This window comes from Gordonia sp. VNK1 (assembly GCF_040049135.1).
Classification (GTDB): domain Bacteria; phylum Actinomycetota; class Actinomycetes; order Mycobacteriales; family Mycobacteriaceae; genus Gordonia; species Gordonia oleivorans.
This window is the reverse complement of the sequence record NZ_JBDZDJ010000013.1, coordinates 1-22,805: the sequence shown is the minus strand read 5'-3', so window position 1 is coordinate 22,805 and position 22,805 is coordinate 1. Positions and strand designations below refer to the sequence as shown.

The following is a 22,805-nucleotide window of genomic DNA, read 5'->3' as shown; positions in this document are numbered from 1 at the left end:
CATGACGAAACCCGTCGGCACCGACCAACCGATCACCGGGCGATTCCGGTCGATCACCCGACCACAACTGGACCCGACCGTCTTCGGTGTCACCGCCGCCCTCGTCGTCGGATTCCTCATCTGGGGTCTGCTCGCACCGGACAACCTGGCGTCGGTCGGCGCCACCGTGCTGGCCTGGATCACCGCCAACCTGGGGTGGCTATTCGTCCTCGCCGCAACCGGTTTCGTGATCTTCGCGGTCTGGTTGGCCGTCAGCAGGTACGGCCGCATCCCGCTCGGGAAGGACGGCGAGAAACCCGAGTACCGCACCATCAGCTGGATCGCGATGATGTTCAGCGCCGGAATGGGCATCGGCCTGATGTTCTTCGGCGCCTACGAACCGCTGTTCCACTACGTCGAGGCGCCACCCAACACCGACGTCAACGACATCGGCGTGGCGATGGCGACCACGATGTTCCACTGGGGATTTCACCCGTGGGCGATGTACGCCGTCGTCGGCCTGGCCATCGCCTACAGCACCTACCGCCTCGGCCGCACCCAACTGATGAGCGCGGTGTTCGCCCCGCTGCTCGGCGGTTCCACCAACGGGCCGGTCGGCAAACTCATCGACATCCTGGCGATCTTCGCGACCCTGTTCGGCACCGTCGCGTCGTTGGGACTCGGTGCCCTGCAGATCGGCTCGGGCCTGAGCAAGATCGGCTGGGTCGACGAGCCGTCGACGATGCTGCTGGTGGCGATCATCGCCATCCTCACCGCCTGCTTCGTCGCCTCGGCCGTCTCCGGCATCTCCAAAGGCATTCAGTGGCTGTCGAATACGAACATGGTCCTCGCGGTGATCCTGGCCGTCTTCGTCTTCGTCGTCGGCCCGACCGTCTTCATCCTCAACGTGCTGCCCACCACCCTGGGCGCCTACGCCAACGACATCACCGCGTTCTCGGCACGATCGTCGGCCACCGTGGACGCCGACGGTGCGGCCTGGTTGTCGAGCTGGACGATCTTCTACTGGGCGTGGTGGGTGTCATGGACCCCGTTCGTCGGGATGTTCCTGGCGAAGATCTCCAAGGGCCGCACCATCCGCGAGTTCGTCGTCGGCGTGATGGTGGTGCCGACGGCGGTCTCTCTGGTGTGGTTCGCGATCTTCGGTGGCACCGCCATCCGTGAACAGATGACCGGCGTCCTGGGATTCAACGCCGCCACCGCCGCCAGCGAGGACACCCTCTTCGACGTGCTGTCGCACCTGCCGTGGACCGGGATCGCCTCGGCGTTGGTGATGATCCTCGTCGCGATCTTCTTCGTCTCCGGCGCCGACTCCGCGTCTCTGGTGATGGGGACACTGAGCGAACGCGGGGCGCACGAGCCGACCCGCGCGGTCACCATCTTCTGGGGCACGGTGACCGGCGCGGTGGCCGCCCTGCTGCTGGCGATCAGCGGCGACGACGGCCTCAACGGCATCAAACAGATGGCGATCATCGCGGCGTTGCCGTTCCTCATCGTGATGATCGGGATGTGTGTGTCGCTCTACCTCGACCTGCGGCGCGACCCGCTGATCGTGGCCCGGACCCAACTCACCGAGCAGGTCGACGAGCACGTCCGCCGGCAGGCCGAGTCGATCGCCACCGGCGAGATGGACGTGGTGACCGTCGTCGACGACGAGGTCGTCGCCGTGGCGGAGACCGTGACGTCCGCGGAGACCCCATGACGCTGGCCCACCCACCACGCACCCGCAACGGCGCGGGCGCGTTCCCGGGGGTGCCGCCGCGGTCGTCTACAGTGGGCACCATCATGGCCACGCAGGAGAACAGGACCGGCGACGAGGCCGCCCCCGCCCCGTCCGGAGCCACCCCGTCCGGAGCCGTCCAATCCGTCGACCGTGCGCTGGCCGTTCTGGAACTCATCGGTGCGATGGGGTCGGCGGGCATCACCGAACTCGCCGCCGAACTCGGGGTCCACAAGTCGACGGTGTCACGCATCGTGGGATCCCTGGAGTCCCGCGGCTTCGTCGAACCCGAACCCGGTAGCCGCAAGTACCGCATCGGTTTCACCGTGGTACGCCTGGCCAGTTCGACCAACGCCTCACTCGATCTGTCCAAGCAGGGGCAGGAGATCTGCGAGAAGCTGGCCGGCGAGTTCGGCGAGACCACCAACCTCGCCGTCCTCGGCGGCAATCAGGCGGTCAACATCGTTGAGGCACAGGGCACCTCGAGTGTCGCCCTGCAGACGTGGGTGGGTCAGACCTCGCCGGCGCATGCCACGTCGTCGGGCAAGGTGCTACTGAGTGCCCTGTCCGACAACGAGATCCGCGAACTGTTCGCCGGCGGCCTCACCCGCTACACCGATCACACGATCACCGACATCGAGGCACTCCTGACCGATCTGGCGCAGGTCCGCGAGCGCGGGTGGGCCATCGCCGACGAGGAACTCGAGGTCGGCCTGGTCGCGATCGCCGCGCCGATCCGTGATCAGACCGGTGCGGTGATCTCGGCGTTGAGCGTGTCCGGGCCGCGGTACCGTGTCGACCCCGACCATGCCGCGGACATCGCCGCCCAGGTCACCGCCGCGGCGTCAGAACTGAACTCGCGCTTCGGTTTTCGGGGTTGACACCAACCTCGCGGCAGTTCGCCACACCATTAACCGGAATCGATGACAGACGGCGGACCCGACCACCCCTCGCCCGTCCTCAGTCATTCGGCACAGTAGACCGGACCGAAAATCCCAGGTCAGCGAATGTCGGTACTCGGTGCCATGACTGAGGACGGGCGAGCAGATCGTCAGTTCGCGACCGACGGCACCTGCTGCACCGACGAACCCGGCACTCGATCACCGGCATTGCGGAACAGCACCGATTCCAGCGCCAACCGACCGGAACCGAGGAAGACGAGCAGCAGCAGCGACCAGCAGAACAGCGCCGCCGAGTCGCCGTCGTTCTGAATCGGGAGCATCCCGTCGCCGAGATGCTTCCAGAAGTAGGCCACGGCCATCGACCCGGAACCGATGAATGCGGCGATCCGTGTTCCGACGCCCAGCATGATCGCCAACCCGCCGACGAGTTGAATCGCCGCCGCCCACCAGGACGGCCACGCCCCGAACGCGGCGGTGGAACCGCCGTAGGGCGCGACCGGCCAGGCGAACAGCGTCGACGTGCCGTGGCAGAAGAACAGGAAGCCGACGACGATCCGGAAGATCCCGATCGCGCAGGGCGCAGCCTTATCAAGTGAGGTAAGCATTGCCTAACTATTGCAATGCTTGCGGGATCAACCAATAGCTGTGAGGTAACTGTGAGCCACCTCACGGGGAGCGGATCGACCGCCGTCAGCTCCCCCGCTTGATCCATTCCTCCAGGTGCGGAGCCTCCTCCGCGATCGTGGTGCCGTCTCCGTGCCCGGTGTAGACCTTGGTTTCGGGATCGAGGACGAAGATCTTGTCGCGGATCGATTCGATGATCGTCGGGAAGCTCGAGAACGACCGACCCGTCGCCCCGGGTCCACCCTGGAACAGGGTGTCACCGCTGAACAGCACACCGGCCTCGGGGACGTAAATCACCGACGACCCCGGCGAATGCCCGGGCGTGTTGATCACCGTCAACGTCGTCCCCGCGACCTCGATCTGCTGCCCGTCGGACAGGTCCTCGTGCTCGACGTCGGGATGGGTGTCGTTCCACAGCATGTCGTCACCGGGATGCAGCAGGATCGGCGCGCCGGTCTCCTTGGACAGTTCCGGTGCCACGGTCACGTGGTCGTTGTGGCCGTGGGTGAGTACGATCGCCTTGACCGTGCGGTCGCCGACCGCCGCCAGGATCGGCGCAGCCGAATGCGCGGCGTCGATGATGACGACCTCGTCGTCGTTGCCGACGAGCCAGATGTTGTTGTCGACATCCCAGGTTCCGCCGTCGAGCGAGAAGGTCCCCGACGTGACGACATTGTCGATACGCAGATCGCTCACTGCTTGACCTCGACCACCGAGCGCAGCACCTTGCCGGCCTCCATCGCCGAGAACGCGGCCTCGACGTCGCCGAGTCCGACCCGTTCGGTGACGAACTTCTCCAGCGGCAGCCGACCCTGCTCGTAGAGGTCGATGAGCATCGGGAAGTCACGCTCGGGCAGGCAGTCGCCGTACCACGACGACTTCAGCGAGCCGCCGCGGGAGAAGAAGTCGACCAGCGGCATCTCCAGGGTCATCTCCGGGGTCGGCACCCCGACCAGGACCACGGTTCCGGCCAGATCCCGCAGGTAGAACGCCTGCTTCCAGGTCTCCGGGCGGCCCACCGCGTCGACGACCACGTCAACGCCGAAGCCATCGGTGAGGTCCTGCACGGCGGTGACGACATCGTCGACCTCGGCGCCGTTGACCGTGTGAGTGGCACCGAGATCCTTGGCCCACTCCAACTTCGAGGCGTCCCGGTCGATGGCGATGATCGTGGTGGCACCGGCAAGTCGTGCGCCGGCGATCGCCGCGTCACCGACACCACCACAGCCGATGACGGCCACCGAGTCGCCGCGGCCGACGTTGCCGGTGTTCATCGCGGCGCCGAGGCCGGCCATCACACCGCAGCCGAGGAGCCCGGCAACGGCCGGGTCGGTGTCGGGGTTGACCTTGGTGCACTGACCTTCGTGGATGAGGGTCTTCTCGATGAAGGCCCCGATGCCCAGGGCGGGGGTGAGTTCGGTGCCGTCGGTCAGCGTCATCGCCTTGCTGGCGTTGTGGGTGTTGAAGCAGTACCACGGGCGTCCACGCTTGCAGGCCCGACATTCGCCGCAGACGGCTCGCCAGTTGAGGACGACGAAGTCGCCGACCTCGACGTGGGTGACGTCGGAACCGATCGCCTCCACGACGCCGGCCGCCTCATGGCCGAGGAGGAAGGGGTACTCGTCGTTGATGCCGCCCTGCTTGTAGGCGAGGTCGGTGTGGCAGACGCCGCAGGCCGCGATCTTGACGATCACATCGTGCGCACCCGGGTCGGGAACCACCACGTCCACCAGTTCGGTCGGCGCATTCTTGCTGCGCGAAATGACTCCCTTGACCGTCTGCGACATATCCGCTTCTCAATCCTCTCGATGACAGAAACCGTTGACACCTGCGACATGCACGTGCCTTAACCCAGTGTTGTCGGCGTCGGGAACACATGCATCCATCCGAATGGATGGTTCTACCTAGACGAAAGTACAGCCCGCCCCGACCGTGTTCCTTCGGCCCGCTGTCATGGCCCGCTGTTATTCGGCGACGATGCCTGCACTCGCCGCGAGCAGGCCCGCCTCCCCACGGTTGGACACCTTGAGCTTCTGCAGGATCGCCGTGACGTGGAACTTCACCGTGCTCTCCGACACCCCGAGCGCCGCGGCGATCGCCTTGTTGCGGCGGCCGAGTGCGAGGTGCCCGAGCACCTCCACCTCACGCGGGTTCAGTGCCGAGAGCCGATCCTCGTCGGGCCGGGCGGCCGACGCCGCGAGCGGAATCCGCGCCGACACCCGCGTCCCCCACCCGGGGATCGACTCCACCTCGAGCTCCCCGTTGAGCGCCTGCAGCCGACCGGCCAGCTGCCGGGCGAGCAACTCACCGTCGAGCTCACCCGGTCCCTGATCACGGATGTCGACGACGAGGTCATCGCCACTGCTGTCCCATTCGATGCGCACCCGTGCCAGCCCCGGTTGGGCGGCGACGGCCACCGCCGCCGCGCGCACGATGGCCCGCGCACCGTGTGCGATCTCCCCGGGCAGCGGACTGCCGTCGACCGACGGGCCGACGTAGTCGACGTCGGCGGCGAGATGACGCAAGGCCGGTTCGAGTTCGGCCTGCAGCCGGCGAAACGCCGTGGTCACCGCTTCGGTGGCGAGCTTGCGGTCGGTGTCACCGACCGCGCGCAGGGTGATCAGCGCCGACGATGCCGTCTCCGCGGCCGTCGACCGCGCGGTCCGATCGTCGAGGTCGCGGGAACGCAGGGTGCCCAGCACGGACGCCAGGGTGTCCTCGTGTGCCTCGGTGAGCTGCGCGATCGTCCGGGCGCGCTCACTGGACGCGGCCCGGGACTCCGCAAGGTAATCGGGACTGGCCTGGGCGACCTGCTGACGGATCGACACCGCGACGATCGCGAACCAGGCCGCCAGCAACTCCTTCGACGTCCCCGTCCCCGATCTGCTCCGTTTGGGGACCAGCACCAACAGGGTGTCGCTCGCGTCGCGAACGGCACGGATCGGCCGGGACGCTCCACCGAGGACGGCGTCGAGTTCACTCACCTCGCCGACGCCGACGGTGTTCTTGATCTGATCGAGTTCGTCGATGGTGGCGCGCTCGACGATGTCCGGGGTCCCGGCCACCTTGCGCGGTCGTCCGGTGCATTCGCGGGTGAAGATGATCAACGCCTCGTGGGCATCCGTCGGCGCGAGGAATCGCGAGAATCGCACCGCGATCTCGGGCAACGGACCGTCGAGGACGGCGCACAATTGCTGCCACTGCCCGATGGGCGGGGCGAGACGCGGTTCGATGCTCACCGGTCCATTGCACCCCGCCGGCGGGCCGGGTGCCAAACGTCGGGCTACCGCGGCATCGCCTCAGCGGGTCACTTCAGTGCGGCGATCAACTGCGCCTTCGTCATCGACGAGTACCCCTTGATGCCCTTGGCCTTGGCCTGCGCACGCAACTCGGCGACGGTGGGACCACTCCGCGACACGCGCTGTGTGGCCTTGGCGGGGGCGGGCTTCGCGGGGGTCTGCTTGGCGGGGGTCTGCTTGGCGGGGGCGGGTTTGGCGGGTGCAGGTTTGGCGGGAGCAGCCTTCGCCGGAGCGGGTTTGACGGGCGCAGGCTTGGCCGGATCGGGTGTCGCCGGGGCGGGCTTCTTCTCACCCGGTGCCGCCACACCCCATGCGGCGGTGGCCTTCTGCGCCGGACTCTTACCGTCCGACGACGGTGGGGTGGACAGTGTCGACGACGCCGGTGGGGTGGACGGCGCCGCTGTCGGCGGAGTCGCGGGGGTCGACTTCGGTTGCGCTGCAGGCTTCGTGGCAGGCTTTGGCTCCGCCGGTTTCTCGGCGGCGAGTTTCTTCTCGGCAGGCTTGGACTCGGCCGGTTTCGACTCGGCGGCCTTCTTCTCGGCCGGCTTCGTTTCGGCCGGTGTCGCGTCCGCCTTCGGCTCAGCAGACGTCAGCCTCGGGCCCTTGTCGGATCCCAGTCCAACGACCTTCAGCAGTTCGGTGCGCAGATTCGCGACGTCACGTTCGGAGCGTTTGATGCGTTTGCGGGCCGCCTTCTCCACTCGTGCCAGTTCGGTGGTCAGTCGACCGATCTCGGACTCCAGCCGCGCAATGGCCTTGTCCTTCTTGCTCTCACCGGTCTTCTTGGGTTCACCGGTCTTCTTGGGTTCATCGGTCTTCTTGGGTTCATCGGTCTTCTTGGGTTCGCCGGCCTTCTTACCCGCATCCTTCTTGCCCACGCCCACATTCCTCCCATACCCGCCTACCTCGGCCGGGTCTCAGGGTAGTACCCTTCGTGCGCACGAGGCAGGTGTCTGCGGCGTTCGGCGTGTTCGCCCGACGCACCCCCCTACCTCGCCGGCCTCGATCTCCACAGGTACACCGCGCAACCGACCATCCGGCGAGCACCAGGAACGGCCAAACATATTGGTGATCCGGGAAATACACGGCGGTGTGCTGCGCGTTGACCGATGCTCCGGGCGGTAACCATCCGCCGATGGTGGCCAACAGGCGCGGAAGCAACGGCCACGACACCGCCCCTCCGGAGGACGGATTGCCCAGCAGCACCATCACCAGCCAGGTCGGGATCATCGCCCACCGACCGAACAAAGAACTGAACATCGTGAACACCATGCCGCAGGTGAACAGCGTCAACGTGAGGATGAACCACGACTCCACGAACGGCAGGTCCAGCGCTCCGAGAAGCCAGTCGGCGACCGCGGCCATCCCGAATCCACCGAGTATCGAGTACGCCGCGGTGAATCCGATTCTCTCCCAAGGTCGTAACGACCTGGCGTGCACTCCGAGTTGTACGGCGCCGACGAATCCGACGATCACCGACGCGAGCGTCATGTAGAAGATGTTGAGCCCGTGCGGATCTCCGTGCTGCAGCGGCTTGATGTCGGTGACGGTGACGGTGAATCCGGCCTTCTCCAGAACCGGCGGCATCGACTCCTCCAGCAGGGTGGCCACCGTCTGACCGGAGGCGCCGCTCACGTCGAGAGCGAGATGCGTCGACCCCGACCGCGTCTCGATGATCGCGAACACCTTCTGGTCATCGATCAGCTCCAGAGCCTCCGACCGCTCGTCCACATGCCGCACCTGGAGCGAACTTTCTAGTGCGACTTCGAGTTCGGGCTCCAGCGCCGCAGCGGTCGACGGCGCCAGGGTGCCGACGACGACGATCGGGATGTTCTCCGGTTTGGGGTTGGCCGTCGCGTACGTGTAGGACGCGACGAACAGTGTTGCCGCGCAACCCAGGATCAGCACCAGCACGGTCGCCGGCAGAAACCGGGAGCCACGGAATTCGTCCCATGCCCGACGCACTCGGGTGTCAGTCATCGTCAGCCGAGTCGGCGCGCGATTCGAGGCCGTGACTCACGGCGCGCCCGATGACGTCCTCGTACAGATCGGCGTTGTCCGGTGCGGTGGACAGGGTGAACACCAGCGCTTGCGGTGTGCTCACGAATTCGGCGTGGGCGGCGCCGTCACCCATCTCGAGCGTGCCGGTGCCGGTGGACGCCTCCCACCGGGTGACCGACCGCCGACTCAGATGCGAGGCGAGTTGGTTGTCGTAGCGGGCCGCGCGATCGGTGGCCACCGTCGCGATGCTGGTGATGGTGTTCAACGTGAATTCCTCTCTCACCGTGCGGCGGTCGGCACCTGCGCCGACATCCACGGGTACACCGTCCGGGCGTTGCCTTCGCCGATCGCGCGTCGTCGTCGGCTGTGGCAGTGGCGGTCTCGATGCCGCGGCGGGTGTCACGTTACTCGTAGGGATGACATCGAGGAGCGGATCGACGGTGCGACGTGACGGCGCTCTCCCCACCACTGACGGCGCTCACCTGAGCGCTGTCAACGTCATGGCAAGCGCCGTCAACGGAGAACGGGATACCTCGATCGGACCGCCTTGCCGACCACTCGGCGTAGCGTGGTGCCAGAAGGAGGCACCATGGCCGCAGACAACAAGCCCGCCGACGATCCCGGACCGTCGGTCAAGGACGACGAACTGTACGAGAAGCTCCGCGATGAGGGGAACTCCAAGGAGAAGTCCGCCCGCATCGCGAATGCCGCAGCCGCCCAGGGCCGTTCGAAGGTGGGCGCGCGTGGCGGACACTCCGGCTCCTACGAGGACTGGACCGTCGACGAGCTGCGCTCGCGCGCAAAGGAACTCGACCTGACCGGGTACTCGTCGATGAAGAAGGACGAACTCATCGAGGCGCTGCGAGAGCACTGACCTCGACGTCGCCCGCGGCACCGACCAATTCGTCACCGCACCGTTCCCACCCCCACAGGGTCGCGCACGCCAGGGGCACCGGAAACCATCGGCCGCTGAACGCGTGCACGCCACGCAGTTCGGCGGCCAACGCCCGGGTGTTGATCCGCACCCGACCGCCGTCGTCGACGCGGCCGAATGCTCTACGCCGCAGTCCCATTCGGGTATCGGACGATCCCGCCGCACCGCCCCCCACCCGCAGACAGGTGTAGTCGTGGGGATCGTGCAGCGTCAGTCCTTCGGCGTCGACGACGATGATCATCGGTGTCCCCGGTGGGTGCCGAACACCCGGCGGTGATAGGTCAGCGGTTCGGCGACCGCGTGATCCGCGCCGATCACCTCACCGAAGATCACCGTGTGATCGCCACCGACAGCGAAATCCGTTGCGGTGCAGGCAACCCAGCCCGAGATTCCGTCGAGGGCAGGCAGGTCGTCACGTCGCCGCCAGCCGACACCGTTGAACTTGTCACGGCCCTTGCGAGCAAACGCCAGCGCCACATCCGATTGAGCCGACGCCAGCACGTTGACCCCGAATCGTTCCGATTCCCGGATCAGTGCCAGCAGTTCGGAATCACCGTCGAGCGCGACCGCCACCATCGGCGGCCCCATCGACAGCGACATGAACGCACTGACCGTGGTGCCGTGCGGCCGGTCACCGTCGAAGGTCGTGATGACGGTGACCGGCGTGCACACATGAGCCATCGCCTCACGGAAACCCAGCGCGACCGAATCAGGTTGCGTAAGTTGCGGACTCATCCACTCAATTCCTCTGACTCCGAGTCTGCCGCGTCAGCCCTTGGCCGACACTTCCTGCTCATACTTGCGGGTCATGTGGTCGACGGCCTCCATCTGTTTCTTCGCATGACCCTCGCGCACCGACCGCGCCAGCGCAGCGGCATCGAGGGTGGGCTGGGCCTGCTCCTGGAAGTGCGGGAACACCTCGTCGGCGAACAGTTCCGCCGACCTCCTGGTGTCCTCGGGATTGGCCCAGTCATGACCCATCTGCAGCATGCAGCCGAAGCCGCCGGATTGATCCCACAGCCGCTGCACCTGCGCCCGCGCCTGCTCTGGTGTGCCGATGACGCCGATGCCGGCCTCGTTGATGAAGTCGATCATCTCCGTCAGCCGACTGCCCGACACCGCCATCTGCGGGAATGCGGCCACATGCTGGAAGTAGTCGAACCATTCCTCGATGCCGTACTCCACCTGCTTGCGGGCCTGCGCCTCGGTTTCGGCGATGTGGAACGGCCCGGCCAGACGCCACTGCGACCGGTCGACGCTGGTGCCGTGGGTCTGCGCCCGCTCCTCCATCACATTCCAGTGGTGGGCGAGCGCGTCGAACCCGTCGGCCGACAGGGTGGCGCCGATGGAGATCAGCCCCAGTCCGTAGCGACCGGCCAGACGCGGCCCCGTCGGCGAGGCGACCGCGGCGAGGGCGATCTCGATGCCGCCCGGCGAATACGGCGCGAGCTGCAGCTTCGCGTCGAACAACTCATGAGTGCGGGTCTTGGCGCTCACCGTCTCACCCCGCATCAACCGGACGACGATGTCGAGGTTCTCCGACAGCAGTTCACGCGTGTCGGTCGGGTCGAGACCGATCATCGCCGAGTCCGTCGGCAACGAGCCCGGCCCGATCCCGAACACCGTACGGCCCCGCGTGAGGTGATCGAGTTGCATGATCCGATCGGCCGCCCACAGCGGATTGTGATAGGACAGCGACGTCACGCCGGTCCCGAAGGTGATCCGCGGCGCCCGCTGGGCGGCGGCGGCGATCATGATCTCCGGCGACGCGATGATCTCGCTGCCCGCGGAGTGATGCTCGCCGTACCAGACCTCGTCGTAGCCGAGTTTGTCCAGGTGGACGGCCATCTCCAGATCACGCTCGAGAGCCGCGGTCGGATTGCGTCCGGGAACGTGGAACGGGGCCATGAAGTAGCCGAAGCGAAGTCTGCTCATCGTGTGTTTCTCCTGGTCATGCGGTAATGCGAGGGTGTCGTACCGGAGTCCGGTGCGCGCTGAGATCACCGTAGACGCGCTGTGACCGACACCACAGTGCACCAAAGTGGACACTCCTCCTTGCACCTGAATCCCGCGTCGAGTTTCATGGGTTCGGGGCACCTGTGGCATGGATCACAGGAGGCGCACCTGATGCACGACGTCGACACCCGCGAGTCACTGCCGAGCGCGGAGTACGAGCGGATCTTCGCGGTGCTCGACATGTGCGAACAGGCGGCCACCCTCGAGCACTTCAAACACACCCTGATGGACGCGCTGCACACGCAGTACGGGTTCCCCAACACCACATTCCTGGCGGGGCCGACATTTCGCAGCGCGTTCGCCGACTCGGACCCGGTCACCACGGGCAGGATCACGCCGATCATCGACGAGTACCAGACGGGCTGGTATCGCACCGACATGTTCGCATCGGCCGAATCCTTTGCCGCCCTGCAGGGTCCGCGCGCCATCTCGCACCGTCAACTGCGGCGCTTGCCATCGACTGCGGTCGAGTACCTCGAGGGCTTCCTCTACCGACGACGCCTGCACAGCGCCGCCGTCCTGCACCTGGGACTCGCCGCCGATTGCCATGGACTGATCGGCATCTTCGACTCCGAGGGCAAGGACCTGCCGCCGACTCGTGTACACGCACTGGGGTTGTTGGCGGGGCAGTTGTCGGCACAGGCCAAGTCGATGCCCGGGAACCCGGTGCCCGACTGGCGCACCCACCTCACCCCACGCCAGCAGGAGATCGGCGCTCTGGTCTCCGACGGTCTCACCAATGAGGAGATCGCCGCCGTGCTGCGCCTGGAGGTCGACACCGTCAAGAAGTACGTCAGCCGGATCTTCGCTCTGACCCACGTCCGCAATCGGGCCGAGTTCGTCAAGCTGGTCTACACAACACCGGCCTGACCTCGCATAACGCCGACGCGGCTGATCCTCGTCGGCGCGGCGCCCTCACGTTCACGCGGTCTGTGCAATGACCGCTCCTGGCGCGGGCACCGCGCGGACACGAAACACCCGCGCCGACACCGTGTTTGATGGCCTCAGGGCGGGGTCACGGCAACAGCCCGGACCGGCGCGCCACGACGACCGCTTCCAACCGGCTCGCCGCACCCAGTTTCCGCATCGCATCCTTCATGTAGCCCTTGGCGGTCTGCACGCCGATTCCCAACGACTCGGCGATCCGCGCATTGGGGTACCCCAGTGCGGCCAACGCCACCACGTCCTGCTCCCGCGCGGTCAATTCGACGGCGTCGGTGTCGGGACCGGCGTCGAGTAAGCCGTCGGTGATGCGGGCGATCGCGTCGGCGATGTCGGCGTCGTCGACCGACCTCGCGAGTTCCCGTAACTGCGTGTACGCCTGCGTCATCCGGATGCGGAGGGCATCGGCGTCGGGGTCGGCGGCCGCGGTCTCCACCGAGGTCCGCGACGCCACGATCTGTTGTTCCAGGGTGCGGGCCTCCAGGGCCAACGCATCCAGCGCCCGGCCACCGATCGGGTCGTCGGTGTGCAGTGCCCCGTAGATCACCGCGACGGGTTCGCGGTCGACGATGACCGGCGCCGCCGCCATCGCACGCAGACCCTCGGTTTCGATGACGGCGTTGTAGCGGTGCGTGATCCGCGGGGTCCGCAGGTAGTCGTCGACGACGAGCGGCCGGTTGGTGGCCACGACCTTGCCGCCCAGCCCGTGCCCGATGTCGACGGCCACGCCGTTGAGGGCACCGACGGTCGGCCCGACGAACTGGCTCAGCCGCAGCGCCCGACCCCTCTGCACGATGCCGCCGAAGGCGAGCGAAACCCCACTGACCCGACGCAGACGACGCAACGCATCGGTGACCGGCGCAGCCAACGACTCGGGCATACGTCACCTCCTGTGCTGTCTGCCGACCCTCTCCGGGATTGACGCCCTGTGCCCGCGCGGCCAGACCACGGCCGGCAAGTGTGACTCAGCTTACTCGGGCCCACCACCACCATTTCGCCCGCCGGACACCGATATGAACGCGGCGTGAGAGGTCTCCCGTGTCGATATACGACGCGAGTGCCCTCTGACACCGCGTTTGTATCGCCGCTCGGCCGGACCATGCGATATAGACGGGACGGCCGGGCCGGACGGAAGCAATAATCTCCTCCGATGCCCTGAGCCATCCCGGTTATATCGCCACTCGGATCAGTGCACGGCCGGCGAGACGAAATCCGTTGGGGCCACATGCCTCACGTCAGCCACCAACCAGCCGCCGGACCGACTCGGGAACCCGATGTCCGGTGGCGGTGATCGGATCGTCGAAGACGGTGCGTGTCGGCACCACACCGGTCCAGTTCTCGGTCTCGACGCCGGGACCACCGATGCGCGCCTTCGCGATCCACTGCCCGTCGACGATCGGGATGCGCAGGGCGATGGTTGCCGCCCGTTCCTTGCGGGTGATCTCCGGGGCCTCGGCGACGCGCCCGGGAATCAGCTTGTCCGACAGCACTTTCAGCGCCGCGACCTCGTCGTCGGCGCGCTCGGGGATGCCGCGGATGACCGCCGACCGATAGTTCGCGGAGTGATCGAACAGCGCATCGGCGACGACGATGCCGTCGAGGATGAACACGGTGAACGTGGACGGAACGCCTTCGGCGACATGACGCAGGGCGCCGGCGGCGATGGATCCGTGCAGCAGGAGCGCGTCGCCGTCGCGGGCGAACAGCATCGGCACCGACCACGGCCAGCCATCGATCACCGTCGACAAGGTGCCGACCAGCGTGGAGTCGAGGACCTCGTCGAGCAGCGCCCGATCACCGCCGCGATGCGGTTTGCGGCGCAGACCGCCGAGCGCCGCGGGTTCGTCGGCGTGGCGGTCCGCAGCTGATGTCGGGTCGGAGGTCATGCACGCATCGTCGCCCTGCAGCCAGGACGCCGCAACCGAATTCCCACCAGAACCGCCGGACTATCGCGGACCGAAGTTGTCCGCAATCACCCTTACAGTCGACAGCGTCAGTTCACTTCACCCCACACCAGAAGGACTCACCATGGCCGGCACCTACACCCCCGTCACCCTGTCCGTCGATGTCACCGGCGAGAAGGAGGAACTGCTCACGCTCCTCGACGACCAACGTCAGGTCTTCCTCGTGACACTCCGCGACCTCGACGACGCCCAGGCACGGACGCGCACCACCGTCAGCGAACTCACCCTCGGCGGACTGCTCAAACACCTGACGCTGGTCGAGCGCGGTGCCACCGAGACGATGACGGTCCGCGACGAGGAGGCCACCTTCGACATGTCACTGATGGAGCACGCCTACGAACTCACCGACGACGAGACCCTCGACGACTGGCTCACCGCCTACCGCGAGGCGGCGGCCGCCTACGACCGCGCCGTGGCCGGGCTCGATCTGGACGACCAGATCCCCCAGGAGACCGCGCCGTGGCAGCCCGAACGCGAATGGTGGTCGGCGCGCAAGATGGTGCTGCACATGCTGCGGGAGACCGCCCATCACAGCGGCCACGCCGACATCATCCGCGAGGCACTCGACGGCCAGACGACGATGTCGGCGTTGTTCGACTTCGGCGACGCGTTCTGAGAAGGGACTCCGGCGCAAGGGCCGGTGCGTATACATCGCACCGGCCAATCCCGGCGTTACTTTCCTGTAGTCCGATCGGGTGGAATTGTCGGACGGTCAGCCGAATACCCCTATTCTTGGTTGCCCCTGCTGAGAGCGGCTCCCGATACTGATGGCTCGGGGATCACCACAACGCCGTTCATTCGTGTTCATCCCACCGTGAACGCGAGCCGACGCAGGAGACCAGATGTCGTATTACCCGCCCGGGCCACCCACATACCCGCCGTCAGTGCCGTTCGGGGCCGTGCCGCCGGAACCGCAACCTCGCAATCGCCGCAACCTCACGATCATCCTGGCGGCCATCGTGGCGGTGCTCGCCTTGGTGTTCTCCGGCGTCGTCTTCTACGTCTACAAGCACAACAAGGACGGCTTCGAGCTTCCGTTCCTGTCCTTGACGTCGGCGGACGCACCGGGCGACCAGCCGTTCATGGCGCAGCCGAACCTGACCAACCGGCCGATCGACAACGGCCTACGGCTCTCGGCGAACACCGGCGCGCAGGATCAGGGCACCCGGACGGTCAGCGGCACCACGCCGGGTCTGTACATGGGCGGCTCCACCACCTGTGATCCGGCGGCGCTGGGCAACTATCTCGCGCAGAACCCGAGCCAGGCGTCGGCGTGGGCGAGCGTCTACGGCATCAGCCCGTCGGCGATCCCCTACTACCTCGACACGTTGACCCCGGTCGTGCTGACCGCGGACACCTGGGTGACCAACTACAGCTACGCCGGTGGTTCGGCGGTGCCGTTCCAGGATGTGCTGCAGGCGGGCACCTCGGTGCTGGTCGACAGTTCCGGTGTGCCGCGGGTGCGCTGCCAGTGCGGTAACCCGCTCGCACCGCCGGCGTCGGTGCCGATCGGTGGGTACCGCGTGCGTGACACCGCGTGGCCCGGCTACCAGGTCAACTACATCACCCGCGTCGCCTACAACACGCAGAACGTCACGGTCATCAACAACACGACGACCATCGTGACCCAGGCCCCGACGCAGGCATCGGCTCCCGCCGGAACGTCGCCGTTGCTGACCCTGCTCAACCCGGACACTCGCCAGCTCGTCGAGCGGACCGTCGGCGGACTGCTGGATCTGTCGGGTCAGCCGCCGCTGGCCGAGCCGCTGCCCACCCCGGCCGCGCTCAACGTGCCGTTGCAGGTGAACAACGACGAGGGCGCCCGCGCTCAGGGTCTGGCCGGCGCAAACGAAACCGCCGCCGCGCCGCGCGCACTGTCGATGGCCGAGAGCAACGGCAACGTCCCGTCGGTCGAGAGTGAGACCACCGACGAGAACGGTTCGACCAACGCCGCGGGCGAGACCACCACTCCCGGTGAGTCCTCGGAGTCGTCGAGCTCGTCGTCGACGGAGTCGAGTTCGTCGAGTTCGAGCAGCAGTTCGTCCTCGTCGGCAGCGCCGTCGCCGACCAGCTTCAGCGGCAGTGGTGACTCGATCGGCTACTTCACCTTCGAGGAGGATGGTTCGACGGTCAGTTGCTCGGCACCGTCGGAGGAGACGACCGGTTCGGTCAGCCTCAGCTGTAACGACGGGGTGTCCCGGACGGTCTATCAAAGTTCGCTGTCGCAGTCGTCGGTCAGCTCGGCCACCGATTCGACCGGCGTGTGGCATGTGTCCCTGTCGGGCGGTTCGACGTCATCGGCGGCGGTCATCTCGGCCTCGTGGCAGACGCTCATCACGCTGACCACCACGACCGAGACCACCGAGGAGACGACGACGTACGAGACGCCGGAGACCACCACGGAGACGACCACCGAGGAGGAAACCACCACGGAGGAGACGACCACCGAGGAGTTGCCGGAGACCTCGCCGGCGGGCTGACCCCGGGCAAGACCGAAAAACAGCAACGTCCCCGTGAGCCACGCTCGCGGGGACGTTCTGCTGCTATCGGCGGGCGGTGGTCCCGACCTGCACCAGCCGGGCGTGATCGTCGACGACGAGGACGTCGGCCGCCAGGCCCGGTCGGAGATCACCGACACCATCGAAGCCGAGGGTGCGTGCCGGTGTGCGCGAACACATCTCGACCGCGGCGATGAGTGCTTCTGCGGCTACGACGTCGCCTCCGGACAGGCCCTGGGCGGCGCGGCGGAACAGTAGGGCCATGGTCGCGGTGCTGCCCGCGATCGCCCCGGTGTCACGGACCCGCGCGACACCGTCGACGACGTCGACGTCGAGAACGCCGAGCCGGTAGGACCCGTCGGACATGCCGGCCGCGGCCATCGCGTCGGTCACCAGCGCCACGCGGCCCACGCCGGCGACCCGTTCGACGTAGGTGGCGAGGTCGCGGTGGATGTGGACACCGTCGCCGACGAGTTCGACGGTCACCCGCTCGTCGGACAGCAGGGCCAGCACCGGTCCGGGTTCCCTGTGGCGCAGGGGCCGCATCGCATTGAACAGGTGGGTACCGACCCGCGCGCCGGCGTCGATGGCCGCACGGGTGCGGTCATAGGTGGCCTCGGTGTGACCGAGGGCCACCACCACACCGGCGTCGGCGAACTGCCGGACGGCGTCGATGCCACCGTCGAGTTCCGGTGCCAGCGTGACCATTCGGATAGTTCCCCCGCCGACACGCAGGATGTTCGCGATCTCGGCGGGATCCGGGTCGCGCAGGGTGGCCGGGTCGTGGGCACCGCACCGCGCGTGCGACAGCCAGGGCCCCTCGAGGTGGATGCCGGCCACCACGCCCGCCTCGACCAGTGGGCGCAGCCGCCGGACGTGCGTGATGAGGTCGTCAGGGGAGGCACTGACCAGACTCGCCAATGTTGTTGTGGTTCCCCTTGATCGGTGGAAGTCGACGGCGGTGTGAACGTCGACGGCCACTCCGTCAGTGTAGCTTCCACCGCCGCCACCGTGGACGTGCATGTCGACGAAGCCGGGGACGAGCGTGGCCTCTGGAAAACCACGATCGGCTGGGCGCGGCGGGAGTCCCTCCCCGACCTCGGCGATGCGTCCGTCCTCGACGGCCAGCCACCCCGGTTCCAGGGCGCGGCCGCCGCTGATAATCCTTGCCGCCGTAACGATCTCGCGGGAAGCCATATCGCGGGAAGTCATCTCGAAGGAAGTCACAGTGTCTCCGTCACCTTGCGCAGACCGCGCGGGGTGTCGGGGTCGCCGCCCCGCGCGATGGCCAGGTGCAGGGCCAGTTGCTGGAACGGAATGATCTCCAGCAGCGGCGAGAGTTCCTCGGGAGCGCCGACGGGAAGTTCGACGCCGCCGGTCAACTCGGACACGTATTCCGTCGCGCCCACACCGAAGACATCGGCGTTACGTTCGGCGAGGCGGTCCAGGACCTGGACCATCGCCGCGCCCCCGGCGCCGTGCGGCACCACGGCGAGCACCGGGACCTGCGGGTCGACGGTGGCCAGCGGTCCGTGCAGGAGGTCGGCGCCGGAGAAGGCCGGCGCCGACAGGTACGAGGTCTCCATCAGCTTCAGTGCGGCTTCCCGCGCGGTCGGATAGGAGTAGCCGCGGCCGGTGGTCACGAGCCGTTGGGCGAACCGATAGCGTTGCGCCACAGCACGAATGCGCAGCTCACCGCCCAGTACCGTGGCCGCCAGATCGGGCAGGGCGCGCGCATCGGCCCCGTCGCGGCCGGCCATCCCTTCCGACAGCAGGTACAGCGCCAGGAGTTCGGCGGTGTAGGACTTCGTTGCGGCAACGGACTTCTCGGCTCCGGCGTGGACCCGGAGGTCGAGTTCGGCGGCATCGGCCAGCGGTGAGGAGTCGGCGTTCGTGATGGCGAGGGTCATCGCTCCCTGTTCGCGGGCCACCTGCACCGACTGCACGAGATCCGGCGATCCCCCGGATTGGCTGACGGCGATGTAGAGGACGTCGCGCAGATCGGGGCGGGCGCCGTAGACCGTCATCGTCGACGGGGAGACCAGTCCGGCGGGCAGTCCGTGCCGGATCTCGATGAGGTACTTGGCGTAGAGGGCGGCGTGATCGCTGGTGCCGCGTGCCACGAACTGGACGAAGCGGGGCTTCTTCTCGGCGATATACCGTGCGACGGACAGTATTTCGGTGGTTCCGTCGCGGAGCAGTCGTTGCCAGGCGTCGGGTTGTTCGGCGATCTCGGCGGCCATCAGGTGGCCGGGCTGGTCGGTGACGGGTGTTCGGGTGAGGGTGTTCATGAGTGTTCTCCTTCGGTGTGGGCCGACGTCCGATGCGAGACGTAGGTCGCCGGACCGGGCGGCCGGTCGGTCAGTGGCTGTCGAGAAGTGCGGCGGCGAGGCGTGCGGCGCCGTGCACCGGGTCGACGCGCAGCACCCGGATGTCGGTGATGTCGCGGGGTGTGACGAGGTCGCGGATGCGGCACTGGAGTTCGGGTTGGTGGACGACCTGCCCGCCGGCCAGGACCACCGGACCGGTGGAGCCGAGACGGTCGGCGACCTGGCCGATCAGCTCGGCCAGGGCCGCGGCCGCGGCGTCGATGATGTCGTTGCTGCGCGAATCCCCTTGGGTGGCAAGCTCGAAGACGACGTGTGCACGACGCGCCCAGTACTGGCGGTCGGCGCGGGTGTAGAAGAGGTCGTGCAGGCCGGCGACGCCGTCGACCTCGCATTCAGCGGCCAGGCGCGTCGACAGCGGGGCCGGTGATCGTCCGGTGTCGTTGTCGCGCAGGGCTCGTCGCACCACTTCGCGGGCCACCCAGTAGCCGCTGCCCTCGTCGCCGAGGAGGTGGCCCCACCCGCCGGCGCGGGCGTCGGCCTCACCGGTGCGGCCCCAGGCCACCGATCCGGTGCCGGAGATCAGGGCGATCCCCTCGTCGAGGCCGGCCGCCGCCAGGATCAAATGGGTGTCATGCACGACGCCGATGGCGGCGCCGGGGATACGTTCGGCGAGAAGCTCTTCCAGCCGTGCGACGCTGGCCGGGGTGTCGACGCCCGCGGAGCCGGCCATGGCCGCGTGGACGCCGGCGGCGCCGCCGAGTGCCTCGATGGCGTCGTCGAGTTGCCGTCCCGCCTCGGCCACGCCCATCGACGAGACGTTGGCGCTGCCGACGATGGTCTCGGCGACCACCTCACCGTCCTCGGTGCGTATCGCCTGGGTCTTGGAGCCGCCGATGTCGAAGGCGAGGGTCACGACCGCTCCACCCGCTGCCGGGATGGTGGTGGCCTTGGTGGTTTCGGTGGATGGTGCGGTCTTCATCGTGACACCTTTGTCCGAGGCGTGTTCTCGACGACGGTCGTGTCCGGCCAGCGCCCGCCGTTTTGCCAATAGTGTTGGATGTCTTCGAGTTTACGGCCCTTGGTCTCCGGGGCCAGGAAGTAGACGAAGACCATGCCGATGAGCGCGAATCCGCCGAAGACGGCGAAGGTTCCGGCGCCGCCGATCGCGTTGATGAGCGAGAGCGTGAATGCCGCGACGATGGCGTTGGCCACCAGGTCGGAGGTGAGCATCGCCGACGATCCCTGCGAGCGCAGCCGGGCCGGGAACGCCTCGCCGGCGTAGACCCAGACCAAAGCGCCGAAGCCGAAGGAGAATCCCATGGTGAACACGACGAGTCCGGTGAATCCGAGGATGTGCGCGGGGGTACCGGCGCCGTGCATCGGGCCGTAGGTGACGATGAGCATGCCGGTGGCGATCACCATCGCGCCGATGCCGCCGAGCAGGATGGGGCGTCGTCCGGCTCGGTCGACGGACAACAGCGAGATGATCACCGCGGCCAGGCCGGCCACCTGCACCAGTGCGGGCAGCATGAGGGTGCCGAAGTCGCCGGTGAAACCCATGTCCTCGAACAACTTCGGGCTGTAGTAGACCACCGCGTTGATGCCGGTGATCTGGATCAGGAAACCGAGGCCGACGACGAAGACGGTGGCGCGCAACCACGGGCGGCGGAACATCTCGGTGATGCGGCCACCGGACTCCTCGGTCAGCGCGCGCTGCATCTCGCCGATCTCGGTGTCGACGTCGGCGTCGGGGTCGATGGCCCGCAGCGTCGCCCGGGCCTCGTCGACCCGGCCCTTGGAGATATACCAGCGTGGGGTGTCGGGCATCGTGATCAGCATCAGCATGACCAGCAGGGCCGGGATGGCCGCGAGACCGAGCATCCAGCGCCACGCGCCGTGACCGGCCAGGAAGTAGCCGATGACGTAGCCGCCGATGATGCCGAGGATGGTCGCCACCTGATAGGCGACCAGCATCGCGCCGCGGGTGCGTGGGGGTGCGGATTCGGCGACGAAGACCGGTACCACCACGATGGACACGCCGACGGTCACCCCGAGCAGCAACCTCGCTCCGAGGAGGGTCGCATTGGTCGGCGCGAAAGCGCTGAACAGGGCGAACAGGCAGTAGGTGGCGCCGACCGCGACCATCGACCGCTTGCGGCCGATGCGGTTGGCGAGCCAACCGGCGAGGATGGCGCCGACGATCTCGCCGATGACGACGGCGGTGGCCAGTGCCTGTTTGCCCGCGTCGCCGAGTCCGAAGTCGGCGGCGATGAACTTGAGTGCGGCGCCGATGTTGCTGCTGTCGTAGCCGTAGATGATGCCGATGCTGGCGGCCGCGATCCCGACGAGCAGGCCCGACGACCTCGCGTGTACCGGGGGTGTGAGTGTTGCCATGTCGAGTGCCTCTCGAGCGGAGAATATTATTGGTGTAGACCAATCCAGGGGGTGCAGTCAGATTGGCATATACCAATATGGTCCGTCAATGGGTACGCTCAGATTCATGTCGACGTCCTCCGTCCGGACGGCATCCGCTTCCGGTGACCGTGCCCCGCAGCCACGCTATTTCCAGGTCAAGCTTGCGCTCGAGAAGCGCATCGCCGAGTTGGAACCGGGGATGTCGCTACCGCCCGAACGCAAACTCGCCACGGAGTTGGGAACCTCGCGCACGACATTGCGCCGAGCGCTGGCCGAACTCACCGCCGAGGGCATCCTGAGCAGCACCCAGGGCAGCGGAAACTACGTCGCCCCATCGAAACTGGTGCATGTGCGGCAACTGACCTCGTTCAGCGACGACCTCGGCGCCGCCGGTCTGACCGTGCACTCGGAGATCATCGATGCCGATCAGCCGTCCGCCGACGCCGATCTCGCCACCCACCTCGACATCGACAAAGGCGCCCCCGTCGAACGCCTGGTCCGCCTACGTATCGTCAACGACGAACCCCTGGCACTCGAAACCGCCTGCCTACCAATACCTTTGGACGGACTCGTCGACGCCGTCACCACCAGCGGTTCGCTCTATGCGACACTCCACCGGTTCGGCATCGAGATCTGCGACGTCGAGGACAGCGTGCAAACCGCGCTGGCCACCCCCGATCAGGGACGACATCTCAAGGTCGCGACCGGAACCCCACTGCTGCTGATCGAACGCACCTCGCGCGACGCCGACGGCCGCATCGTCGAGTGGACCCGTTCGTTCTACCGCGGCGACCGCGTCAGATTCGTCGCCCGCGGGACCCTCTGACCCGAGGGGCGGGGGCAACCGCTCGAACTCATTCCTCGCCAGTCGAGCCGCAGCGAGCCCCCCAGGGCGAGCCGCGAGTCGTTTCGACGGAGCTCAACGCAAGGAGACCACCGCAACCAGCGCCGGAACCCGCCCACAAGTCCCAGCCCACCCCACCAGGCCTCGCCACGGCCCTCCGTTTCGACGGAGCTCAACGCGGCGGCCATCGCTCCGAACCGGCTAATGGGGGGAACTACTGGGTCTGGTTGACGTGAGTTGGCAGACTTGGTGGTGGTAGCTGCTACTGGGTGAGCACTCTTACCGGCTGGGCCTCGAGAGAGAGTTCTGGGTCGAGACC

23 protein-coding genes are annotated in these 22,805 nt (G+C 67.3%); 7 read left to right on the top strand and 16 right to left on the bottom strand.

The features are described from left to right. Position 1: 1 nt before the first annotated feature. Positions 2 to 1,699: a BCCT family transporter gene (locus tag ABLE94_RS16415; RefSeq protein WP_348805692.1), complete on the top strand. Its 1,698-nt coding sequence runs from the start codon at positions 2 to 4 to the stop codon at positions 1,697 to 1,699. A gap of 83 nt (positions 1,700 to 1,782) precedes the next feature. Further along, entirely contained in the window at positions 1,783 to 2,598 is an 816-nt protein-coding gene (locus ABLE94_RS16410; protein ID WP_425476224.1) for an IclR family transcriptional regulator, read from the top strand. Positions 2,599 to 2,768: 170 nt separating this feature from the next. On the opposite strand, the gene ABLE94_RS16405 is transcribed toward ABLE94_RS16410, so the two are convergent. The 7 genes from ABLE94_RS16405 to ABLE94_RS16375 all read right to left on the bottom strand — a co-directional run bounded on the left by ABLE94_RS16405 (position 2,769) and on the right by ABLE94_RS16375 (position 8,808). Next, positions 2,769 to 3,224, bottom strand: coding sequence for a DoxX family protein (locus ABLE94_RS16405; protein ID WP_348805694.1), 456 nt, complete (start codon positions 3,222 to 3,224; stop codon positions 2,769 to 2,771). Between the two features lie 85 nt (positions 3,225 to 3,309). Further along, positions 3,310 to 3,939 (bottom strand): MBL fold metallo-hydrolase, encoded by a 630-nt coding sequence (locus ABLE94_RS16400; protein ID WP_348805695.1) that lies wholly within the window; start codon positions 3,937 to 3,939, stop codon positions 3,310 to 3,312. Further along, positions 3,936 to 5,030: an S-(hydroxymethyl)mycothiol dehydrogenase gene (locus tag ABLE94_RS16395; protein WP_348805696.1), complete on the bottom strand. Its 1,095-nt coding sequence runs from the start codon at positions 5,028 to 5,030 to the stop codon at positions 3,936 to 3,938. Before ABLE94_RS16395 ends, ABLE94_RS16400 begins: the two co-directional genes overlap by 4 nt. A 177-nt stretch (positions 5,031 to 5,207) precedes the next feature. Beyond that, positions 5,208 to 6,476, bottom strand: a complete 1,269-nt coding sequence (locus ABLE94_RS16390; protein WP_425476223.1) for a helix-turn-helix transcriptional regulator — start codon at positions 6,474 to 6,476, stop codon at positions 5,208 to 5,210. 74 nt (positions 6,477 to 6,550) lie between these two features. Beyond that, positions 6,551 to 7,420: a Rho termination factor N-terminal domain-containing protein gene (locus ABLE94_RS16385; protein WP_348809285.1), complete on the bottom strand. Its 870-nt coding sequence runs from the start codon at positions 7,418 to 7,420 to the stop codon at positions 6,551 to 6,553. Then, positions 7,398 to 8,522, bottom strand: coding sequence for an ABC transporter permease (locus ABLE94_RS16380; protein ID WP_348809284.1), 1,125 nt, complete (start codon positions 8,520 to 8,522; stop codon positions 7,398 to 7,400). Before ABLE94_RS16380 ends, ABLE94_RS16385 begins: the two co-directional genes overlap by 23 nt. Next, positions 8,515 to 8,808, bottom strand: a complete 294-nt coding sequence (locus tag ABLE94_RS16375) for a DUF2218 domain-containing protein (RefSeq protein ID WP_348809283.1) — start codon at positions 8,806 to 8,808, stop codon at positions 8,515 to 8,517. Before ABLE94_RS16375 ends, ABLE94_RS16380 begins: the two co-directional genes overlap by 8 nt. Before the next feature lie 324 nt (positions 8,809 to 9,132). Between ABLE94_RS16375 and ABLE94_RS16370 the strand changes: the two genes are divergently transcribed. Further along, positions 9,133 to 9,417 (top strand): DUF7218 family protein, encoded by a 285-nt coding sequence (locus tag ABLE94_RS16370; RefSeq protein ID WP_348809282.1) that lies wholly within the window; start codon positions 9,133 to 9,135, stop codon positions 9,415 to 9,417. On the opposite strand, the gene ABLE94_RS16365 is transcribed toward ABLE94_RS16370, so the two are convergent. The 3 genes from ABLE94_RS16365 to ABLE94_RS16355 are packed head-to-tail and all read right to left on the bottom strand — an operon-like array spanning position 9,392 to position 11,412. Then, on the bottom strand, positions 9,392 to 9,718 hold the full coding sequence (locus ABLE94_RS16365; RefSeq protein WP_348809281.1) for a hypothetical protein: 327 nt from the start codon (positions 9,716 to 9,718) through the stop codon (positions 9,392 to 9,394). The genes ABLE94_RS16370 and ABLE94_RS16365 overlap by 26 nt on opposite strands. Further along, the gene (locus ABLE94_RS16360; protein WP_348805705.1) at positions 9,715 to 10,212 is read right to left on the bottom strand and encodes a flavin reductase family protein; all 498 of its coding nucleotides are present in this window, start codon (positions 10,210 to 10,212) and stop codon (positions 9,715 to 9,717) included. The genes ABLE94_RS16365 and ABLE94_RS16360 overlap by 4 nt, the downstream gene beginning before the upstream one ends. Before the next feature lie 33 nt (positions 10,213 to 10,245). After that, positions 10,246 to 11,412, bottom strand: coding sequence for an LLM class flavin-dependent oxidoreductase (locus ABLE94_RS16355; RefSeq protein ID WP_348809280.1), 1,167 nt, complete (start codon positions 11,410 to 11,412; stop codon positions 10,246 to 10,248). A gap of 81 nt (positions 11,413 to 11,493) precedes the next feature. Here ABLE94_RS16355 and ABLE94_RS16350 point away from each other — a divergent pair, with 81 nt between their 5' ends. Continuing rightward, a complete protein-coding gene (locus ABLE94_RS16350; RefSeq protein WP_348809279.1) occupies positions 11,494 to 12,363 on the top strand; it encodes a helix-turn-helix transcriptional regulator in 870 nt (289 codons plus the stop codon). Positions 12,364 to 12,508: 145 nt separating this feature from the next. On the opposite strand, the gene ABLE94_RS16345 is transcribed toward ABLE94_RS16350, so the two are convergent. Next, on the bottom strand, positions 12,509 to 13,315 hold the full coding sequence (locus ABLE94_RS16345; protein ID WP_348809278.1) for a helix-turn-helix transcriptional regulator: 807 nt from the start codon (positions 13,313 to 13,315) through the stop codon (positions 12,509 to 12,511). Between the two features lie 355 nt (positions 13,316 to 13,670). Beyond that, positions 13,671 to 14,321: a pyridoxamine 5'-phosphate oxidase family protein gene (locus ABLE94_RS16340; RefSeq protein WP_348809277.1), complete on the bottom strand. Its 651-nt coding sequence runs from the start codon at positions 14,319 to 14,321 to the stop codon at positions 13,671 to 13,673. A gap of 142 nt (positions 14,322 to 14,463) precedes the next feature. On the opposite strand from ABLE94_RS16340, the gene ABLE94_RS16335 reads away from it, so the two are divergent. Beyond that, entirely contained in the window at positions 14,464 to 15,015 is a 552-nt protein-coding gene (locus ABLE94_RS16335) for a DinB family protein (RefSeq protein WP_348809276.1), read from the top strand. Positions 15,016 to 15,241: 226 nt separating this feature from the next. Continuing rightward, positions 15,242 to 16,879 (top strand): DUF6777 domain-containing protein, encoded by a 1,638-nt coding sequence (locus ABLE94_RS16330; protein WP_348809275.1) that lies wholly within the window; start codon positions 15,242 to 15,244, stop codon positions 16,877 to 16,879. 63 nt (positions 16,880 to 16,942) lie between these two features. Here the strand turns inward: ABLE94_RS16330 and ABLE94_RS16325 are convergent, their stop codons facing one another. The 4 genes from ABLE94_RS16325 to ABLE94_RS16310 all read right to left on the bottom strand — a co-directional run bounded on the left by ABLE94_RS16325 (position 16,943) and on the right by ABLE94_RS16310 (position 21,621). Further along, positions 16,943 to 18,094 (bottom strand): N-acetylglucosamine-6-phosphate deacetylase, encoded by a 1,152-nt coding sequence (locus ABLE94_RS16325; RefSeq protein WP_348805771.1) that lies wholly within the window; start codon positions 18,092 to 18,094, stop codon positions 16,943 to 16,945. Between the two features lie 26 nt (positions 18,095 to 18,120). Next, entirely contained in the window at positions 18,121 to 19,140 is a 1,020-nt protein-coding gene (locus ABLE94_RS16320) for an SIS domain-containing protein (protein WP_348805772.1), read from the bottom strand. A gap of 118 nt (positions 19,141 to 19,258) precedes the next feature. After that, on the bottom strand, positions 19,259 to 20,206 hold the full coding sequence (locus tag ABLE94_RS16315) for an N-acetylglucosamine kinase (RefSeq protein WP_348805712.1): 948 nt from the start codon (positions 20,204 to 20,206) through the stop codon (positions 19,259 to 19,261). Then, complete coding sequence (locus ABLE94_RS16310; RefSeq protein ID WP_348809274.1) at positions 20,203 to 21,621, bottom strand: sugar porter family MFS transporter; 1,419 nt, start codon at positions 21,619 to 21,621, stop codon at positions 20,203 to 20,205. Before ABLE94_RS16310 ends, ABLE94_RS16315 begins: the two co-directional genes overlap by 4 nt. A gap of 106 nt (positions 21,622 to 21,727) precedes the next feature. On the opposite strand from ABLE94_RS16310, the gene ABLE94_RS16305 reads away from it, so the two are divergent. Beyond that, positions 21,728 to 22,468, top strand: a complete 741-nt coding sequence (locus ABLE94_RS16305; RefSeq protein ID WP_348809273.1) for a GntR family transcriptional regulator — start codon at positions 21,728 to 21,730, stop codon at positions 22,466 to 22,468. Positions 22,469 to 22,805: the final 337 nt, after the last annotated feature.

Bases quoted from the DNA above. Each gene is read 5' to 3' on its own strand.
- ABLE94_RS16370 (WP_348809282.1), top strand. From the start codon at position 9,133: ATGGCCGCAGACAACAAGCCCGCCGACGATCCCGGACCGTCGGTCAAG.
- ABLE94_RS16305 (WP_348809273.1), top strand. From the start codon at position 21,728: ATGTCGACGTCCTCCGTCCGGACGGCATCCGCTTCCGGTGACCGTGCC.
- ABLE94_RS16320 (WP_348805772.1), bottom strand. From the start codon at position 19,140: ATGGCCGCCGAGATCGCCGAACAACCCGACGCCTGGCAACGACTGCTC.
- ABLE94_RS16325 (WP_348805771.1), bottom strand. From the start codon at position 18,094: ATGGCTTCCCGCGAGATCGTTACGGCGGCAAGGATTATCAGCGGCGGC.
- ABLE94_RS16355 (WP_348809280.1), bottom strand. From the start codon at position 11,412: ATGAGCAGACTTCGCTTCGGCTACTTCATGGCCCCGTTCCACGTTCCC.
- ABLE94_RS16360 (WP_348805705.1), bottom strand. From the start codon at position 10,212: ATGAGTCCGCAACTTACGCAACCTGATTCGGTCGCGCTGGGTTTCCGT.
- ABLE94_RS16405 (WP_348805694.1), bottom strand. From the start codon at position 3,224: ATGCTTACCTCACTTGATAAGGCTGCGCCCTGCGCGATCGGGATCTTC.
- ABLE94_RS16330 (WP_348809275.1), top strand. From the start codon at position 15,242: ATGTCGTATTACCCGCCCGGGCCACCCACATACCCGCCGTCAGTGCCG.
- ABLE94_RS16415 (WP_348805692.1), top strand. From the start codon at position 2: ATGACGAAACCCGTCGGCACCGACCAACCGATCACCGGGCGATTCCGG.
- ABLE94_RS16410 (WP_425476224.1), top strand. From the start codon at position 1,783: ATGGCCACGCAGGAGAACAGGACCGGCGACGAGGCCGCCCCCGCCCCG.
- ABLE94_RS16315 (WP_348805712.1), bottom strand. From the start codon at position 20,206: ATGAAGACCGCACCATCCACCGAAACCACCAAGGCCACCACCATCCCG.
- ABLE94_RS16365 (WP_348809281.1), bottom strand. From the start codon at position 9,718: ATGATCATCGTCGTCGACGCCGAAGGACTGACGCTGCACGATCCCCAC.
- ABLE94_RS16345 (WP_348809278.1), bottom strand. From the start codon at position 13,315: ATGCCCGAGTCGTTGGCTGCGCCGGTCACCGATGCGTTGCGTCGTCTG.
- ABLE94_RS16395 (WP_348805696.1), bottom strand. From the start codon at position 5,030: ATGTCGCAGACGGTCAAGGGAGTCATTTCGCGCAGCAAGAATGCGCCG.
- ABLE94_RS16380 (WP_348809284.1), bottom strand. From the start codon at position 8,522: ATGACTGACACCCGAGTGCGTCGGGCATGGGACGAATTCCGTGGCTCC.
- ABLE94_RS16340 (WP_348809277.1), bottom strand. From the start codon at position 14,321: ATGACCTCCGACCCGACATCAGCTGCGGACCGCCACGCCGACGAACCC.
- ABLE94_RS16310 (WP_348809274.1), bottom strand. From the start codon at position 21,621: ATGGCAACACTCACACCCCCGGTACACGCGAGGTCGTCGGGCCTGCTC.
- ABLE94_RS16335 (WP_348809276.1), top strand. From the start codon at position 14,464: ATGGCCGGCACCTACACCCCCGTCACCCTGTCCGTCGATGTCACCGGC.